Origin of the sequence: Hydrocarboniphaga effusa AP103 (assembly GCF_000271305.1) — a bacterium.
GTDB lineage: Bacteria > Pseudomonadota > Gammaproteobacteria > Nevskiales > Nevskiaceae > Hydrocarboniphaga > Hydrocarboniphaga effusa.
The window spans coordinates 121781-137814 of sequence record NZ_AKGD01000004.1 but is presented as its reverse complement, the minus strand read 5'-3'; the positions used below and the strand labels follow the sequence as shown (position 1 = coordinate 137814).

The window sequence follows — 16034 nt, the reverse complement described above, 5'->3', positions numbered from 1 at the left end:
TCAGATTCCAGGCGATGCTTGGACGACCATCGTGGCAACGCACGCCTCAAGGAGCACATGCTTTGTCCAGATGGACAGGGGCAAGTTGATCGAGCTGTCGACTTTGCGGTCATTAGTTGCGATGGCAGAAAGGAGCGGAAACACCCTAGGGAGATCGGAAACGATCTTGCTGCCGGAATGGATTCCCGCCAGTTTCGCCCGGTCTTTGCCAAGATCGGCCAAGATGGCTTCGAATGACATCGCCTCCGTATCTTCGATCTGCCGGATGACCAACTGTTTGTGGGACTCCGTGGGCAGGCGCCTCATGATCTTCGAAAGTTCCAAGGCGCCTGTGATGGCGCGCAGCACCGGAGGCAACGCCGAAAGCGGCCGGCTGAGCGTCTCGCTGAAATCGCTGAGGGCCCACCAAAGCAAGTCCAACTCCTCTCGATCCCGGATGGCGTTCTCACGTAGGGCGGAGATGGTGGCGTCAGCGGCGATCTCGACCTTTTCCAGGAGCTTGGGAGCATCGGGCACCTCGCCTTCCTGTAGGGGCATCTCAAAATCGGGTACTGTCTTTCGGCGCCGGGTGAGGATGCCGCAATTGAGGACCCATTCCTGAGCTTGGGACAAAACCTGGCGCCGCAATTCCTCCAGCTTTAAATTCGACGACGGAGTCTGCACGGCCAAAGCGCACCAGAGTGCGCTGGCAATGCAGCCGGTCCTGCTCATGGGAATATCATCGGATGGACTTGACGATTCCAGCCAAGCGAGTAAGGCGACGGCGGAGCAGACCGCGATTTCCAACTCATGTCCTTGATAGATCAGAGCTGGACTAAATTTCTTCAATGGGGTGACCGCCTCAGTCGCAAGTGAAGCGGGCAGGGCGTTGGGATCCTGCAAGGCGTCGGCGACGCCACTGGCCAACCGGACGAGGCCTTCGACGTCGGTTTTCTTTAGCCAGGCCTTCCGAAGCGCCTCGATTCCCTGGGTCCGTTTTGTGACCAGATCATCGCTAGGGGTCTGATCGAATATGCGGCAGTAGCGTGCAATGTCGGCCATCGGGGTATCCGGCTATTTCTGGTGGTTGTTCGGATCGAGGCCCAGCACTTCGTTCATCGCCGCTTCGAGTTCAGCAAGACGGTTTGTCAGGTGCAGGGAATCGAGAATTTGTTGTTCGGCACTATGCATGAGCGTGTCCTGCCACTGCGGCGGCAGTGCATTGAGCTTCACCAGCACGCTAATGCGCTGTGTGGCCGTCAGGTCGCGAAAAAAAGTCAGGCGGAGTTGCGCGTACTTTGGCGGTTCCGACGAACTTGTCCTCTCTTCGATCATGCCTTCCTCCTGCACAATCGGAATATGGACAGGAACCTCGCTTTGCTCTGGCGACGGCGCGGACCCGCTTGCCGGTTTGGGCACGGCCCTGAAGTTGGGACATCCTAGCCGATAGTTCGGCCCGCCTTCGCCCAGGCGTCCTGGATCAGCCGCGAACCGCTTTGCATCGTCATCCCATTTTCTGGGAATCACTGTAACAACAAGCTCATCCGCTGCAGAATCCCATTCGAACTGGAGCAGGTTATAGGTGTAGCCATATTCCACCTCGTTTGTGGGGGGAACGGTCGCGCCAGAAGCGATGTGCAACAAATCGCAGCCCGCAGAAACAGGGTCCACCTTGGCCGAGGGCATGTGCTCATGGCCGGAGATGAATACCCGGGCTCTGGCGCGCAGGTATTTGCGGGCGTCCTCGGAGTCCTGCAGCCAATCCAGAGGATGGTGGGTGAGGACCACCAACTCGGTGCCCGGCTTGCTGGGTAGGACTCGTTGCCTCGCCCCCAGGAGCAAGGATGCCTTGTCATCCTGCTTGGCGCAGATTAGGGCGGTGTTCAAACCGATGAATCGAAGGTGTCGTCCAGGGGCAAGTTCGACGACTCGGCTTCCTGCGTCGCCGCCGGATTTGTCTAGGGGTGAGGCGTAGCCCGCTGCAAAGGGCTCGTAGGCGTGGAAGCGGCTATAGAGGAGGGTCCTGTCGTTCTCGGCCGCCAAGAATTCGTCAAGTTTCGGCTCGCCCTTCACCTTGATCTCATCAAGCATCCAGGTGAGTGCCGCAGAAATCTTGGCGCGATCTACGTCATGGTTGCCCGGCACTATTTGTACGTCGGTTTTCGCACAACCGGCCGCGCCAGCGATCTGATCGAGCCAAGCCGCGGCGGCCGCATACTGTTCACGCTTTCCAGCGTACGCGATATCCCCGCAAACAATGACGCCGCTGGCTCGCTGTCCGGGAAGACGTGCCACCTGATCCTGGACATCTTCAATCAGCCGTTCCTTGACATCGTCGTGGACGGCGACCGCTCCGCCTTTTTCCTGGCCGAAGTGGATGTCCGAGAGGTGAATGAAGGCAATAGGCATGGCGCCGTTTTGGTCCCCGATCGGTTTTGAGTCTTTTTATTCTGAATCAAGGGCTTCGACCTGTAGATTCCGGCCTTTGCCAAGTTCGATAGTAGCTTAAGACCCCCACATCTGCCGAGCATTGCTCGGGTTACCTCCGCGCACGGAACTGCCTTAGTCCAACAGGTTTCCAACGGCGTTGGCCGCCAGTTCGCCGCTCCGGTAATACCCTATAACCGTATCGACCTTCCGATGCTCGGTCATGGCCATTACGTCACCCACGGGAATGTTCTTCCGACCCGCCTCCGTGACAAAGCCTGACCGGAGGCTGTGGCCCGCCCAATCGCCGTCCAATCCGGCTAACAAGGCGCGTTTGCGCACGATGTTCGCGACGGATTCCGGGGTGAGGGGAGGGCCCACTCGCGACCCCCACAGGCGCCGGAAGATCGCGCCCTCGGCAATGGCAGCCGCGTCGAGCCAGGCCTTCAGGGCCTCAGCTGCCTTGCCACGGATCGGCTTATCTGGCTGCTTGACTGTCCCATCCTGGTTGGTCTTTGACCGATGCAGCCGATAGGCATAGTTGCTGCCATCCGCCTTGATTAAGCGCTCCACGATGGCATCGGCCACCTCCGATCGCCGGCGACCGCCGCTGGACCAGGCAAACAGCAGCAGCGCCCGATCTCGGATTCCCTTGAGGGAGTCATCGCAGGTGGCCAGCATGGCTTCCAGAGGCTCCCGGGTCGCCGCCGTCTTCTTCGTGACGATTTCACCACGCTTGGAGGCGGCGCGTTTGGCGCTCGACAGCAGCTGGCGGACCTGCGGATCTTCACAGGGATTAGGCTGCCGGCGCAGTTGGTGCAACTTGGAAAGCACCGCCAGCCGGTGGACCACGGTGTTCATCTTCAGCGGTCCGGCCTGGCGCTTGAAATCGCTCTCGACCAAGAGCTGGTCGATCGCCGCTGGCAGCTCGCAGACCGGCTGGTCGATCGGGCCGCGCGCCAGGTGGTCGACCAGGAATTGCAGCACCGTCGGCACGGCGACGGGCAGGGCCAGCGGCTGCCCGTAACGCGCCTGGGCCCAGGCACACCAGTAGCGCAGGGCGCTGCGATAGCTGCGGACGGTATTCTCGGCTTGGCCGGCGACCAGGATTTCCTCGGCCGCGCGCCGCGCCGCGTCGCCCAGTTCGGACGGCGAGATCAGCTCGGCCGGCGCCGCGACCGTCACGGCCGCGGATTTGGGCCTGCGTCTGCGCGGTGGCTCAGCGGTCGGCATATCGGTATAAATCCTATGTACTATGTATTAAATACGACGTTCGACCTGTCGTATTCGTGATAAACATCTCTTATCACGAGTATAAAGGCAAGGGCAGGGAATTGAGAATCGGGAGGCCCCATGAGCATTAAAACGCGAAAATCGGAGCCGGTTAATACCGGGAAAACCCTATGCGCGGTGTAACGCTGACCGACATCACGCGCGCTGCGGATCAGCTGCTGGCCGAAGGTGAGCGGCCGACGATCGATGGCGTGCGCCGGATCTTGGGGACCGGCTCGCCTGGTACGGTGAACGCTCTGCTCAAGCAGTACTTCCAGTCGCTGCCGTTGCGCCTGAACTTGCCGGCGTCGATCGCGACGGCCGCGGCTGAACTCTACGAGCAAGTACAGAGTACTGCCCGCCAGGAACTCGAAACGGAACGTGCAGAGGCTGAGGCGGCGCTCGCCCAAGGTCGCGAAGCTCTGGCCCAGGATCGCCGCGACTTCGAAGTCGAGCGCACGGCGTTCCATCAGCGAGTTGCCGACCTGAACGCCGATCTGGAACGTCACCGGGAGCAGCTCAAGACCACCTCAGCCAAGCTCGCCAGCACCGAGAAAGAGCTGGGAACCCAGACGACCCGCGCGACCACCGCCGAGGCCCAGGCCCGCGCTTCCGAGGCCGAGCGCGAACGCGCCGCCCAGAAGCACACCGGCGAACTGCAGCGGCTGCGCGACCAGGCTGAGGGCAACGAGCGTCACCTGCTGGGTCGTATCGACGAACAGAAGGCCCAGTTGCAACGCCTGGTGCAGGATCGAGAGCGTGAAACGGCCGCCGCAGCCAAGCATGCGGCAACCCTCGAGACATCGGTGTCGGAGGCCGCCAAACTGAATGCTTCGCTCCGGGCGGAGCTGACGACTGCGCAGCGTGACCTCGCCAAGCGCCAGGAGGCCGTGGTGGCCGCCGAGAATGCCCTGCAGCGGGTCCATGAGCAGGCCGCCAGGGACCAGGCACTGCGCCAGGCTGAACTGGATCGTGCCCGTGCCGAGATCGAACAGCTGACCGGGAGCAGCGAGCAGCACAAACGTGACCGCGACGAGGCCTTGAGAGATGCGGCAAAACTCGAAGGCCGGCTGTCGGCACTGCTGGGGCAATTGGAGGAAGCCAAGGCTGAGATTCGCCGTCTGCAGAAGGCCAAAGCCGGTGAGGCTGGAAGCTCTTAGTTCGACGTCTGCAGCACAGGTTGCGTCAGTCACCTATGCCGCCGCACCTTGTCCGGCGGCCGGATTGATCATATCAAAGGCGTCCACCACATGAGAATTTTCGCAACCATTCTTGCAACGTTCTCCGCGATTCCGCTGCTTTGCGGATGTTTCACCAGCGAAAGTGACACAACTCGTAGTAGGCGACGGCTGATACCAAGGCGCTGAGTTACTCGCCGTCAAGGTTGCCCGAGGATGAGGCAGGGGGTGCCAGGCGATCGTTCAGCAGCCTGATGACTTCCGATAGGTCGTACCCGAAAGGCGTTCGGGCAGCCAAATGAGCAGTGGAGCTATTCCGAGCGACACTAGCAGCCACTTTTCGGAGTGATGCGAGGTGCCTACGTCGAATCCGTACGCGATGCTCGCAGCTATTGCCAGGAGCAAAAAGTAGGGTCCTGTGATGTAGCAATGCAGTCGGTGGCAGCGAGCGGCATTGACGAGGCAGGCGAGCCCCATCAAGACACAGGCGGCGGCCCCGATCAGAAGAAGCGCGGGATACCGGTCAGCGCCGAAGAACGCCCCTGCGGAGATGCCGCCGGGAATGATCCAGAAGCCGAGCACATGCGACGGCCTGCGAACGCTGTCGCAGCTTCGCGGGTCAGTCATTGGATCAGCCACAGCATCGGCTCTGTTGCTGAATCGGAGGGCACTTCACCGAGCCGAATGAGCAAAACACACAGCAGTCACCGGCAGTCGGCCGGAGAAGCGTCTTGCAATCGCTGCATTCGTAGAAGAATTGGCAGGCATCCGCAGGCATGGTCTCGGACTTTGAAGCTCCGCATCGCGGACAGGTAATCACTGATTCAAACACGATGGCGCTCATGGCCGTCGCTACTTTTGCACGGCCGATGGATACCCGGCATTCCTGGTCGCGGCGGTCAGATCGGCGGACTTGGCCTTGTCCGGATCGAAAGTGACGCGCGCCGTCTTCTTCGCGAAATCGATGCTGACTTCGCTTACGCCGGCGACGCCTTGCAGCGACTTCTTCAGGGTGATCGGGCACACCTGACAGGTCATGTTCTGAACAACAAGCGTTACCGTTTGTGGGGCCATCGCGAAGGCTGCCAGCGGCAGCGCCGTGAGTGCGAGCAGTGCCAAGAAAGTGTTGTACATGGGAGTCTCCGTTTCAGTAGAACAGCGAGGCCAGCAGAGGTACCGCGAGCAGGCAGAGCAGCAGGATGCCGACGACCAAGAAGATCAGGCGGTGGCGCTTGGTGGTGATTGGATCGATGCATGGCATGCCAGGCGCACATACCTGTGGCACGAGGTAGAGCTGGTGAAATGCGCGGCCGAGGAAGACCAGCGTCAGGCCGATGAAGATCGGCCGGTACGGCTCCATCGCCGACAAGTTGCTGATCCACGATCCACCGATTCCGAAGGCCAGCAGCACCAGCGGCCCGACACAGCACACGGATGCTCCAGTGGCCGCCGCGACACTCGCAATCAGTGAGGGTTTTCCAGTGAATTGCATCCGCCGCATCCTTGACCTGGCAATTTAGCTGCTACTCTAAACTCCGTACCAAGGTACGGAGTCAAGGGGCGCGCGATGACAACAGGACTGACAATCGGCAAGCTCGCGGAAGCAGCTGGCGTCAATATCGAGACGGTGCGGTACTACCAACGGCTGGGCCTACTCAACGAACCCACGAAGCCGTCTGACGGGTATCGACGGTATACCCCTCAGCAAGCCAAGCAGCTTCGCTTTATCAAGCGGGCACAGGGCCTAGGCTTCACGCTGTCTGAGATCGGTGGCCTGCTTAGGCTGGATTCCGCCTGCATGTGCGCCGACACCCGGGAATTTGCTGCGCGGAAGCTGGCAATCATCGAGCAGCGAATGGCCGATCTCGTGGCAATGCAGGAGGCGCTGACGGACCTGATCCGGCAGTGCGACGCCGGTGATGGCGGGGATGCCTGCCCCATCATTGAAGTGCTCGCGGCGGCTTGAGCGTGAGTAGTCACCGCTTGGATGCATCGCCGCCGCGCTAAAAGGTCAAAAGGGCGGGTGGTTTAGAAGCTCTGAAATCTCAAGTTTCGAGGGCTAAAATTAACAAGCACAAACAGCAAGTTATGCCGACTTTGCTGCGATTTCGTCAGAATCCCCGCCAACCCTCCTCGGCACCGACGGCTTCGGCCGCAGCGACACACGCGCGGCGCTGCGCGAGTTCTTCGAAGTGGATGCGCGATCGATCGTCATCGCCGCGCTCAAGGCACTCGTCGATGAGCGCGCGATCGATCCCGAAGCCTGGAACGAAGCCCGCCGTCGCTATGCACGCGACGGAGCGGGCGGGGCGTCCTGGTTGCGTTGAGGGGCAAGCGGAGCGATGCCCTGACGTCTTCGCTTGGCCTAAACGATAACCGGCATCTGCTTGAGCAGCTTGTCGAGCGTGATCGGATAATCGCGCACGCGGATGCCGGTGGCGTTGTAGACCGCGTTCGCCACCGCCGCCGCGACCCCGCAGATGCCGAGCTCGCCGACGCCCTTGGCCTTCATCGGTGAGGACACCGGATCGGTTTCGTCGAGAAAGATCACGTCCTGGTGCGGAATGTCCGCGTGCACGGGCACTTCGTAGCCGGCGAGGTCGTGGTTGACGAAGAAGCCCAGTCGCTTGTCCACCGCGAGTTCCTCCATCAGCGCGGCTCCGGCGCCCATCGTCATCGCGCCGATCACCTGGCTGCGCGCCGACTTCGGATTCAGGATGCGCCCGGCCGCGCAGACCGCGAGCATGCGACGGATTCGAATCTCGGCGGTCGCCGCATCGACACCCACTTCGACGAAGTGCGCGCCGAAAGTCGACAGTTGCTGCTGCTTGCTGAGCTCGCCGAACTCGATGCTGTCTTCGACCACGATGCCGCTTTCGCCCGCGGCCTTTGCGAGCGTCACGCGCTGCTTGCCCGAGCGGATTTCGCCGTCGCTGAAACTCGTCTTCTGCGCATCGAAGCCGAGTTTGTCGGCCAGCGTCTGCCGCAGTTTCATGCAGGCCGCGTAGACGCCGGCCGTCGAACTGTTGGCGCCCCATTGGCCACCCGAGCCGGCCGACACCGGAAAGCGCGAATCGCCGAGCCGCACGATCACGCGATCGAGCGCAACGCCCATGGTCTCGGCCGCGGTCTGCGCGATGATCGTGTAGCTGCCGGTGCCGATGTCCGTCATGTCGGTTTCGACGGTGACGATGCCCTGCGAATCGATGCCGACACGTGCCGCGGATTTCTGCACCGGGCTGTTGCGAAACGCGGCCGCGACGCCGACGCCGACGAGCCAGCGCCCGTCGCGAACCTGCGCGGGTTTGGGATTGCGGCGGTTCCAGCCGAAGCGCTCGGCGCCGAGGCGCAGGCACTGGATCAGCTGGCGCTGCGAGAACGGCCGCTTGGCGTCTTCGGGATCGACCTGGGTATCGTTGAGGATGCGGAACTCGATCGGATCGAGACCGAGCTTCTCGGCCATTTCGTCGATCGCGGCTTCGAGCGCCATCATGCCGGGCGCTTCGCCCGGAGCGCGCATCGCATTGCCTTCGGGCAGATCGACGGTGGCAAGCCTCATCGAAGTGAGCCGGTTCGGCGCCGCATAGAGCAGGCGAGTCTGCTGCACCGCCAGTTCGGGCCGCCCGCCCGGCACGTTGCCGGACCAGCTTTCGTGGCCGATCGCGCTGAGCTTGCCGTCCGTGCTCGCGCCGAGCCGGATGCGCTGGATGGTCGCCGGCCGATGCGTGGTGTTGTTGAACAGCAGCGGTCGCGGCAGCGCGACTTTCACCGCGCGGCCCGCCGCACGGGCGCCGAGCGCGGCGAGCAGCGCATCGGCGCGCAGGAACAGCTTGCCGCCGAAGCCGCCGCCGATGTACGGCGACACCAGGCGCACGTTCTGCTTCGGAATGCCGAGCGTGGTTGCCAGATCGCCGACACCCCAGTCGATCATCTGGTTCGACGTCCACACCGTGAGCTGATCGCCGTCCCAGGCCGCAATCGAGGCGTGCGGCTCCATCATCGCGTGCGCGTGGCCCGGCGTGGTGTAAGTGACGTCGAGCTGCACCGGAGCGTTCGCATAAGCGCCCGCGAAGTCACCGACCGCGGTGTCCGGTTTTCCGCTGCCCGGCGGAGTGGCGCCATGACGGGCGAGGCTCAGGTCGGACGACAGCCTGCTGCGCGCGTACTGCACGCGAACCAGCTGCGCGGCGGCGCGTGCCTGCTCGAACGTCTCGGCGACGATGAGCGCGATGGCCTGATGGTAGTGATCGATCTCGGGCCCGCCGAGCAGCTTCGCGGCGTTGCGGCTGCCCTTGCCGAGCGGGCCCGCATTGGCCGCGGTTACCACCGCGAGCACGCCCGGCGCGTTTCGGGCGTCGTAGAGGTCGATCTTGTCGATCCGGCCCCGGGCGATACTGGAGCCGACGACGTAGCCGTAGGCCGGATCGCGCACGACGTCGTGACGCTCGTACGCGTAGGGCGCGGTGCCGGTGGTCTTGAGCGGGCCTTCGATGCGATCTGTGGGCTTGCCGACGACTTTGAGCTGGTCGATCGGATTGATGCCTGCGGGAGTGTCGAATTTCATCGCTCAGCCCTCGCTCTGCGTGCGTGCCTGCGCGAGCACGGAGGCCAGCGTGCGCTCGGCCAGCATGAGTTTGTATTCGTTCTCGTGCGTCGGTCTGGCGCCGGCGAACAGCTTCTTGCTCACCGCCTGCGCGCCGCGTGGAAGCTCGCGTTCGGCGGCTTCGACGCGCCAGGGTTTGTGCGCGACGCCGCCGACCGCGACATGGCCGTTGCCGTCCTTCTGCACGATCGCGGCCACCGACACGAGCGCGAACGCATACGAGGCCCGGTCGCGAACCTTGTGATAGAGCTGCACTCCGCCGACCGGTTTGGGCAAGGTCACGGCGGTGATCAGTTCGTCGCTCGTGAGCGCGGTTTCGATATGCGGCGTCTTGCCGGGCAGGCGATGGAAATCGGCGATCGGAATACGCCGCTGCTGGCCGCTCGCATTCACGGTTTCGACCGTCGCATCGAGTGCGCGCATCGCCACCGCCATGTCGCTCGGATGCGTGGCGATGCAGGCCTCGCTCGCCCCGACCACCGCGTGCTGGCGGCTGAAGCCGTCGCGCGCCGAGCAGCCGGTGCCGGGCAGGCGTTTGTTGCAGGCCTGATTCGTATCGTAGAAGTACGGGCAGCGCGTGCGTTGCAGCAGGTTGCCGGCCGTGGTCGCCTTGTTGCGCAGCTGGCCCGACGCTCCGGCCAGCAGGGCGCGCGACAGCAGGCCGTAGTCGCGCCGAACGCGTTCGTGCGCGGCCAGATCGGTATTGCGCACCAGTGCGCCGATGCGCAGGCCGCCGTCTTCGGTGGCCGTGATCTGGTCGAGCGCCAGGCCGTTGACGTCGATCAGATGCGTCGGCGCTTCGATCTCGAGTTTCATGAGATCGAGCAGATTGGTGCCGCCGGCGATGAACTTCGCGCCCCTGGTCTTCGCGGCCGCGGCGGCGGCTTCGGCCGGCGTGCGCGCGCGTTCGTAGCTGAAGGCCTTCATGCGCGTGCTCCGGCGACCTCGGCCATCGCCTCGGCGATGTTCGAGTAGGCGCCGCAACGGCACAGGTTGCCGCTCATGCGCTCGCGCAGTTCATCGGCGCTGGGCGTGGGTTTGGCGAGCAGATCGGCGCTGACGTGGCTCGGCACGCCACGCTCGATCTCGTCGAGCACCGCGACCGCCGAGCAGATCTGCCCGGGCGTGCAATAGCCGCATTGATAGCCGTCGTGCTTGATGAAGGCGGCCTGCATCGCATGCAGCTTGTCGGGCGTGCCGAGGCCTTCGATCGTGGTGATCTTCGAGCCTTCATGCATCACCGCGAGCGACAGGCAGGCGTTGATGCGGCGGCCGTCGGCGATCACCGTGCAGGCTCCGCACTGGCCGTGATCGCAGCCCTTCTTGCTGCCGGTGAGCGCAAGGTGCTCGCGCAAGGTGTCGAGCAGGGTGGTGCGCGTATCGAGCTCGAGTTCGTAAGGCTTGCCGTTGATTTCGAGCTTCACCCTCGACAGCACGGGAGCGCGCATGGGCTGCTGCGCGGCCGGAAGCGACGGAGCCGCCAATGCGGCCACCGAGGCCGCGCCGCCGATCAGCACTCCGCGCCGTGTGAGGGTGATATCGCTGCGATCGCTCATGCTGGGCTCCCTGCCTGGCCTAGTCGGGGCGGCTCGCGCCGCGGCATTCGATCCTAATCGACGTTGCTGAACTGGATTGGTTCAGTCGGCGCGTATGCCGTCACGGTACGATTCGGCCACGTCCGCCCACCCCGAAGGGTGGGGCAGGCGGGCTGGGATGGCCCGACACTCCGGCGCATAAGAACACGCAGGAGGAGAGAGCATGACCCAGACGCGCCGCTGGTATTTCGTCAATCGCCCCAAGCACCAGATCGAGCCCGATACGCTCGAGCTGCGAACCGAGACGCTGCCCGAGCTCGCGGAAGGCGAACTGCTGCTGCGCACGCTGTATCTGTCGCTCGACGCCACGCTGCGCCTCTGGCTCAGCGAGTGGGATCTGTACATCGACCCGGTCAAGCTCGGCGATCCGATGAAGGGCTTCGTCGTCGCCGAGGTGGTGCAGTCGCGCAATCCGGCCTTCCCGGTCGGCAGCCTGGCCGCCGGGCTCGGTTTGTGGTCCGAATACATCGTCACCGATGGCAGCGGCTATTCGCCGATGCCGCGCTTGCCGGGGCTGCCGATCGGTGATGCCTTCGGCACGCTCGCGATCGCCGGGCCCACCGCTTACGTCGGCCTGCATGAGATCGGGCGCATCAAGCCGGGCGACACCGTGCTGGTGACGGCTGCTGCCGGCGCCGTGGGCGTGATCACCGGACAGCTCGCGAAGATTCACGACTGCCGCGTGATCGGCGTTGCCGGCGGCGCCGACAAGTGCCGCTGGCTCAAGGAAGAAGTCGGCTACGACGAAGTGATCGACTACAAGCGCGGCAACCTCGTCGAGCAGATCCAGGCCGTCGCTCCGGACGGCATCGACGTGCTGTTCGAGAACGTCGGCGGCGAGATTCTGGATGCCGGGCTCACCTGCATGAAGAACTTCGGAACCGTGGTGATCTGCGGGCTCATCTCGAGCTACAACGACGGCGCCGAGCGCACGCCGGGGCCCTACATGTTCCGCAACGTCATCATGCGCAGGCTGCGCATCGAAGGCTTCGTGATCCTCGATTACGTCGATCGCTACCCCGAGTATCAGCAGAAGCTCGCGGGCTGGATGCTCGAAGGCAAGCTCAAGTCGCGGCTGCACATCGTCGATGGGCTCGAAAACGCACAGGAGGCGCTCAAGCTGCTCTACACCAGCGGCAACACCGGCAAGCTCATGGTGCGCGTCGGCTCCGAGCACTAAGCCGACACGCGAGCAAGGGCCTGTGGAAGCGCCGCGCGACTCGGTGAACCTGATGCCGGACGAGCCGATCGAAAGCGCTCGTCCGGTCAACGACTGGCAGGTGCTGCGGCGTAAGCCGCTCGATCGGCTCAAGCAGCATCCGCAGGCCAAGCTGGTGGTCGTGCAGGGCCCTGCAGGCTTCGGCAAGACCATGCTGCTGCGCCAGTATTGCGACCATCGCAGCGAGCTCGGCGATGCGGTGGCCTGGGTGCGCATGGAATCGCACACGGCCGAAACCGCCCTGTTCCTGCGCCAGCTCTGCATCGCGGTCCGCCAGCTCGCGGGCGAATCCACCGCGACGCCGCCGCGTGCCTACTCGGTCGACGACATCGCTCATGCGCTGCGCCAGGTGAAGGGGCGCGGCGTGATCGTGGTCGACAACTACGAGCACGGGGCGGGCGCCGGGCTCGATGCGGCGCTGATGCAGCTCACGCGCCTGTTGCCGGACGGCGTGCAGATCTGCATCGGCACGCGCGTCCTGCCGGGCGCGCAGCTTTCGCGCCGCCTGCTCGATGGGCACACGCTGCTGATCGGGCACGACGACCTGCGCTTCGGCCCGGCCGAGACTTCGGAATTCTTCCGCGAACTCGGCGCGCTGGCCCCGGCGGACGTGCAGGAGATCCACGATCGCACCGATGGCTGGCCCGCGGCCCTGCAGTGCTTCCGGCTCTGCGTGAGCCGTGGGCGCAACCCGCGCAGCGTCGCGTTCTCCGGCAAGGGCGTGACGCCCGAGCTGATCGATTTCCTCGCTTCGGAAGTCTTCGAGGACCTGAGCCCGCAGCTGCAATCGCTGCTGCTCGAACTCAGCGTGCCCGAGAAGATCAGCCCGGCGCTCGTCGAGCACATCACCGGCTCGCGCGAAGGCCGTGCGCAGCTGGCCGAGATCGAGCGCGCCGGCCTGTTCCTGATGCACACCGATCTCGAACGGCACTGGTTCCGCTTCCACAACCTGTTCCGGCATTTTCTGCTCGCACGCCTGCGGACCGAGAGCTCCGATCAGGAGCTGCGCCAGCGGTACAGCCGCGTCGCCCAGTGGTACGCCGAGCACGGGCTGCGCGAACTCGCGATCCAGCATCACCTGAATGCCGGTGAGCTCGATGCGGCCGCGCAACTGCTCGACGGCATCATCGCCCGGCTCGTCGCCGAGGAGCGGCTGGGATTGATCGAGCGCTACGCCGATCAGTTTCCCGCCGAAATCCTGCTGCGCCACGAGCAGCTCGCGAGCGATGCGATCATCGCTTACGGCTTTCGCCGCTCGTTCGACAAGGCCAACCGGCTCATCGATGCGCGCCAGCGGCTGTGGCAGAACGCGGCGGCCGGGCAGCGTCCACCGCCGGGCCTGCACGATCATGCGAGGCTGTTCGTGCTCGCGGCCCAGGATCGCATCGAGACCATGGGCGAGGTCGCGCTCGAAGCCATGCAGCGGCTCGACGAGCAGCATGGCTCGCTGTATGCGGTCGCGCTCAATGCGCGCTCGATGTACCTGATCGGCCGCGGCGAACATGAAGAAGCGCGCACGCTGATGCAACGTGCGCGGCCCTTGCACGACCGCGATGGCCATCTGTTCGGCCGGGCCTACGAAGAAGCCATCTACAGCATGACGCTGAGCCAGCAGGGCAGGGTCGGCGATGCGGTGCGCGGGCTCACGGCGGCGCTGCGTCATACCGAAGAGGGCATGGCCGGGACCGGCAGCGCGGGATCGGTGATCGCGGCGTATCTGGCCGAAGGCTACTACGAGCAGAACCGCCTCGAAGACGCGCAGACGCTGATCCACGACTACGCCTCGCTGGCCGAACAGCAGGCCATCGTCGATCCGCTCGCGGTGATCCTGCTCACGCAATCGCGCATCGCGCATCTGCGCGGCGATGAGGTCGAGGCCGAGGAGGTGCTCGAGCGCCTGCTCTACCTCGGCTATCGGCATTCGTTCGAGCGGCTGGTGAGCTACGCGCGCGCCGAGTACGTGCGCCAGGCGACGCTGAGCGGAGACCTCGACAAGGCCGAGCGACGGCTGCGCGAATTCGATCCCGAGCATGATCGCGTCAATCGCGACGAGCTGATCTTCCACGCCGGCGAAACCGAGGCGCGCACGATCACGCAGGCTCGCTATCTGATCTATACGGGCCGGCACACCAGCGCGCGCGTGCTGCTGCAATCGCAGATCCGCGAGGCCAAGCTGAGCCGGCGACGCCGGCGCGAGCTCAAGCTCACGCTGCTGCTGGCGATTTCGCTCAATGCGGAAAACAAGGTCAATGCGGCGCGGCGCTGCTTGCTCGAAGCCCTGGAGCTCGGCTCTCAGCGTGAGTTCGTTCGCGCATTCATCGACGAGCGTCAACCGGCGCTCAGGCTCATGCGCGAAGTACGGTCGTCGATGACGCAGTTGCCCGACCTGCCGCAGCGCGATCGCCTGATCGCCGACCTCGATCACCTGCTCAGGCAGGCCGGCGCCATTGCGACGGCCGGCAACACCGCCAGCGGCCTTGCGCGCGAGTTCGATCCGGCGCTCGTCGACACGCTGACCGAGCGCGAGAAAAAGCTGCTGCGCCACGTCGCCAACGGGCTTTCGAACAAGGATCTGGCCGATCGACTGTCGGTTTCGATCAACACGGTCAAATGGCATCTGCGCAACATCTTCGAGAAGCTGCAGATCAACAATCGCGTGCAGGCGATCGCGATCGCGCGGCATCTCGGGCTGATCGACTGAAACCCGATAGAGCGAGGCGCTGCGGTTTACGACTCTCCGTCCAGCCGGCCGCGCTTGGCGCGAAACCTCATCATCGCGTTGTCGCTGTCGCGCAGATGCTTGGTGTATCGGGCCACCATCGTCGACGATTTCCAGCGGCCCGCCTGCATCACCTGCGCATCGGTCGCGCCATCCGCGACGAGGTCCTCCGCAGCGCCGATTCGAGTGCTGTGGCCGGCGAACACCGCCGGATTCAGCCCGGCCTGCTGGGCCCGGCGTTTCAGGATCCGGGCGACTTCGCGCGCCTCCAAGGGCTTCACCAGCGGCTTTTTTCCGCTCCAGCGCGCCGGAACCGACCGCCAGATCGGGCCATCACTGATGTTGGCGAGCTTGAGCCAGGCGTCGAGGTGGCTCATCGCCTCGGCCGTGAGCGGCAGGCGAGCGCCCTTGCCGGATTGGTCGGTCTTGGTCTTGCCGAGCTTGATGGCGCCGGAGCCGTCTTTCTTGAACTCCAGTTTCTCGACCTTCATCGCGGCGACTTCGGAGCGGCGCGTCATCGATTCGTAAGCCACCAGCAACAGGGCGCGATCCCGCACGGCGGCGGGCTCGTCTCCCGAGACCACGGCCAGAATCCGCTCCAGATCTTCCAGCAGCAGGCCTTGCTTCTTGTCCTGCTCCTCGTCAAGCCCGTGGTCGTTCTGCAACTGTTTCCACAGCATCCGGCCATTCTTGGCCTTCATCGGATTATCGAGCCCGGCGAACTGGAACAGCTGGTCGATGGCGAACAGGTACTGGTCGAGCGTTGCGCGCTTGCGGCCGTTGGCGATGCCCGCCAGCAGAAAGCGCTCGATGTGCGCGAGCGTGGGCGGAAAGATCGGAATGCCTTCGCCCAGCGCGAACTCCGCCCAGACTTTCCAGCTCGTCATCAAGGACCGTCGCGTGTTCGGCGCGTAGCCGTTGAAGAACGGAATCACGGCGGCGAGCCGCTCGCCGATGACCGCCGGCGGCGCGGAAGCGATGATCTCGACGCGATCACCGTCGCCTGGGGCCAGAACCAAATCCTGGCGGGCGCTTGAGTTCT

The 16034-nt window shown here is 64.2% G+C and carries 14 protein-coding genes and 1 pseudogene; 5 read left to right on the top strand and 10 right to left on the bottom strand.

Annotated features, from left to right (window positions below; all coding sequences use genetic code 11):
- The 3 genes from WQQ_RS19955 to WQQ_RS19945 form a co-directional block, all read right to left on the bottom strand.
- The gene (locus WQQ_RS19955) at positions 1-1041 is read right to left on the bottom strand and encodes a GTPase-associated system all-helical protein GASH (RefSeq protein ID WP_040455181.1); all 1041 of its coding nucleotides are present in this window, start codon (positions 1039-1041) and stop codon (positions 1-3) included.
- 12 nt (positions 1042-1053) lie between these two features.
- Entirely contained in the window at positions 1054-2388 is a 1335-nt protein-coding gene (locus tag WQQ_RS19950) for a metallophosphoesterase (protein WP_007187071.1), read from the bottom strand.
- A 153-nt stretch (positions 2389-2541) separates the two neighbouring features.
- Positions 2542-3639: a site-specific integrase gene (locus WQQ_RS19945; protein WP_007187070.1), complete on the bottom strand. Its 1098-nt coding sequence runs from the start codon at positions 3637-3639 to the stop codon at positions 2542-2544.
- Positions 3640-3809: 170 nt separating this feature from the next.
- On the opposite strand from WQQ_RS19945, the gene WQQ_RS19940 reads away from it, so the two are divergent.
- Positions 3810-4838 carry a DNA-binding protein gene (locus WQQ_RS19940; RefSeq protein WP_007187069.1) on the top strand — a complete coding sequence of 343 codons (1029 nt, stop codon included), beginning with the start codon at positions 3810-3812 and terminating at the stop codon, positions 4836-4838.
- Positions 4839-5487: 649 nt separating this feature from the next.
- Here the strand turns inward: WQQ_RS19940 and WQQ_RS25150 are convergent.
- The 3 genes from WQQ_RS25150 to WQQ_RS19925 are packed head-to-tail and all read right to left on the bottom strand — an operon-like array spanning position 5488 to position 6348.
- Positions 5488-5700, bottom strand: coding sequence for a GDCCVxC domain-containing (seleno)protein (locus tag WQQ_RS25150; RefSeq protein ID WP_083844665.1), 213 nt, complete (start codon positions 5698-5700; stop codon positions 5488-5490).
- A gap of 8 nt (positions 5701-5708) precedes the next feature.
- Positions 5709-5990 (bottom strand): mercury resistance system periplasmic binding protein MerP, encoded by a 282-nt coding sequence (gene merP / locus WQQ_RS19930; protein ID WP_007187068.1) that lies wholly within the window; start codon positions 5988-5990, stop codon positions 5709-5711.
- Between the two features lie 13 nt (positions 5991-6003).
- Positions 6004-6348, bottom strand: coding sequence for a mercuric transporter MerT family protein (locus WQQ_RS19925; RefSeq protein WP_040455175.1), 345 nt, complete (start codon positions 6346-6348; stop codon positions 6004-6006).
- A 75-nt stretch (positions 6349-6423) separates the two neighbouring features.
- On the opposite strand from WQQ_RS19925, the gene merR reads away from it, so the two are divergent.
- Together merR and WQQ_RS25145 are read left to right on the top strand one after the other, a co-directional pair.
- The gene (gene merR, locus WQQ_RS19920) at positions 6424-6822 is read left to right on the top strand and encodes a mercury resistance transcriptional regulator MerR (protein WP_040455173.1); all 399 of its coding nucleotides are present in this window, start codon (positions 6424-6426) and stop codon (positions 6820-6822) included.
- Positions 6823-6988: 166 nt separating this feature from the next.
- Positions 6989-7183, top strand: a pseudogene (locus tag WQQ_RS25145) (hypothetical protein); the annotation flags it as partial.
- Positions 7184-7221: 38 nt separating this feature from the next.
- Here the strand turns inward: WQQ_RS25145 and paoC are convergent.
- From paoC to paoA, 3 genes are read right to left on the bottom strand one after another with little or no spacing between them, the layout of a single operon-like run.
- Complete coding sequence (paoC, locus tag WQQ_RS19915; protein WP_007187064.1) at positions 7222-9420, bottom strand: aldehyde oxidoreductase molybdenum-binding subunit PaoC; 2199 nt, start codon at positions 9418-9420, stop codon at positions 7222-7224.
- A 3-nt stretch (positions 9421-9423) separates the two neighbouring features.
- Complete coding sequence (locus tag WQQ_RS19910) at positions 9424-10386, bottom strand: FAD binding domain-containing protein (RefSeq protein WP_007187063.1); 963 nt, start codon at positions 10384-10386, stop codon at positions 9424-9426.
- Positions 10383-10997 (bottom strand): aldehyde dehydrogenase iron-sulfur subunit PaoA, encoded by a 615-nt coding sequence (gene paoA, locus WQQ_RS19905; protein WP_040455387.1) that lies wholly within the window; start codon positions 10995-10997, stop codon positions 10383-10385. The genes WQQ_RS19910 and paoA overlap by 4 nt, the downstream gene beginning before the upstream one ends.
- A 220-nt stretch (positions 10998-11217) precedes the next feature.
- Between paoA and WQQ_RS19900 the strand changes: the two genes are divergently transcribed.
- Together WQQ_RS19900 and WQQ_RS19895 are read left to right on the top strand one after the other, a co-directional pair.
- On the top strand, positions 11218-12234 hold the full coding sequence (locus tag WQQ_RS19900) for an NADP-dependent oxidoreductase (RefSeq protein ID WP_007187061.1): 1017 nt from the start codon (positions 11218-11220) through the stop codon (positions 12232-12234).
- A gap of 22 nt (positions 12235-12256) precedes the next feature.
- Positions 12257-14974, top strand: a complete 2718-nt coding sequence (locus tag WQQ_RS19895; protein WP_007187059.1) for a winged helix-turn-helix domain-containing protein — start codon at positions 12257-12259, stop codon at positions 14972-14974.
- 26 nt (positions 14975-15000) lie between these two features.
- Here the strand turns inward: WQQ_RS19895 and WQQ_RS19890 are convergent, their stop codons facing one another.
- Positions 15001-16011 (bottom strand): site-specific integrase, encoded by a 1011-nt coding sequence (locus tag WQQ_RS19890; RefSeq protein WP_040455172.1) that lies wholly within the window; start codon positions 16009-16011, stop codon positions 15001-15003.
- Positions 16012-16034: the final 23 nt, after the last annotated feature.

Coding starts and splice junctions, on each gene's coding strand:
- WQQ_RS19955 (WP_040455181.1), bottom strand. CDS start 1,041: ATGGCCGACATTGCACGCTACTGCCGCATATTCGATCAGACCCCTAGC.
- WQQ_RS19950 (WP_007187071.1), bottom strand. CDS start 2,388: ATGCCTATTGCCTTCATTCACCTCTCGGACATCCACTTCGGCCAGGAA.
- WQQ_RS19945 (WP_007187070.1), bottom strand. CDS start 3,639: ATGCCGACCGCTGAGCCACCGCGCAGACGCAGGCCCAAATCCGCGGCC.
- WQQ_RS19940 (WP_007187069.1), top strand. CDS start 3,810: ATGCGCGGTGTAACGCTGACCGACATCACGCGCGCTGCGGATCAGCTG.
- WQQ_RS25150 (WP_083844665.1), bottom strand. CDS start 5,700: ATGAGCGCCATCGTGTTTGAATCAGTGATTACCTGTCCGCGATGCGGA.
- merP (WP_007187068.1), bottom strand. CDS start 5,990: ATGTACAACACTTTCTTGGCACTGCTCGCACTCACGGCGCTGCCGCTG.
- WQQ_RS19925 (WP_040455175.1), bottom strand. CDS start 6,348: ATGCAATTCACTGGAAAACCCTCACTGATTGCGAGTGTCGCGGCGGCC.
- merR (WP_040455173.1), top strand. CDS start 6,424: ATGACAACAGGACTGACAATCGGCAAGCTCGCGGAAGCAGCTGGCGTC.
- paoC (WP_007187064.1), bottom strand. CDS start 9,420: ATGAAATTCGACACTCCCGCAGGCATCAATCCGATCGACCAGCTCAAA.
- WQQ_RS19910 (WP_007187063.1), bottom strand. CDS start 10,386: ATGAAGGCCTTCAGCTACGAACGCGCGCGCACGCCGGCCGAAGCCGCC.
- WQQ_RS19900 (WP_007187061.1), top strand. CDS start 11,218: ATGACCCAGACGCGCCGCTGGTATTTCGTCAATCGCCCCAAGCACCAG.